This is a genomic window from Amycolatopsis rifamycinica, assembly GCF_000695625.1.
In the GTDB taxonomy this organism is placed as follows: domain Bacteria; phylum Actinomycetota; class Actinomycetes; order Mycobacteriales; family Pseudonocardiaceae; genus Amycolatopsis; species Amycolatopsis rifamycinica.
This window is the reverse complement of the sequence record NZ_JMQI01000007.1, coordinates 1-889: the sequence shown is the minus strand read 5'-3', so window position 1 is coordinate 889 and position 889 is coordinate 1. Positions and strand designations below refer to the sequence as shown.

Annotated in this window: 1 rRNA gene; it reads right to left on the bottom strand. The window is 55.0% G+C overall.

The features are described 5' to 3' along the window. Positions 1 to 889 (bottom strand): 23S ribosomal RNA (locus DV20_RS03930); the annotation flags it as partial.

Genomic DNA, 889 nt, shown 5'->3' with positions numbered 1-889 from the left:
CTCCGGCCCCAGGATGCGACGAGCCGACATCGAGGTGCCAAACCATGCCGTCGATATGGACTCTTGGGCAAGATCAGCCTGTTATCCCCGGGGTACCTTTTATCCGTTGAGCGACACCCCTTCCACCAGGAGGTGCCGGATCACTAGTCCCGACTTTCGTCCCTGCTCGACATGTCTGTCTCACAGTCAAGCTCCCTTGTGCACTTGCACTCAACACCTGATTGCCAACCAGGCTGAGGGAACCTTTGGGCGCCTCCGTTACTCTTTAGGAGGCAACCGCCCCAGTTAAACTACCCATCAGGCACTGTCCCTGAACCAGATCATGGCCCGAGGTTCAGATTCCCAATTCGACCAGAGTGGTATTTCAACAACGACTCCACCACAACTAGCGTTGCAGCTTCACAGTCTCCCACCTATCCTACACAAGCCGAACCGAAAACCAATACCAAACTATAGTAAAGGTCCCGGGGTCTTTCCGTCCTGCCGCGCGTAACGAGCATCTTTACTCGTAGTGCAATTTCGCCGGGCCTGTGGTTGAGACAGCCGGAAAGTCGTTACGCCATTCGTGCAGGTCGGAACTTACCCGACAAGGAATTTCGCTACCTTAGGATGGTTATAGTTACCACCGCCGTTTACTGGCGCTTAAATTCTCAGCTTCACCCCCCAAAGGGAGTTAACCGGTCCTCTTAACGTTCCAGCACCGGGCAGGCGTCAGTCCATATACATCGTCTTGCGACTTCGCATGGACCTGTGTTTTTAGTAAACAGTCGCTTTCCGCTGGTCTCTGCGGCCACCCACCCCTAGCCCGCGAAGGGCTTCAGGATGTTTGGCCCCCCTTCTCCCGAAGTTACGGGGGCATTTTGCCGAGTTCCTTAACCACAGTTCACCC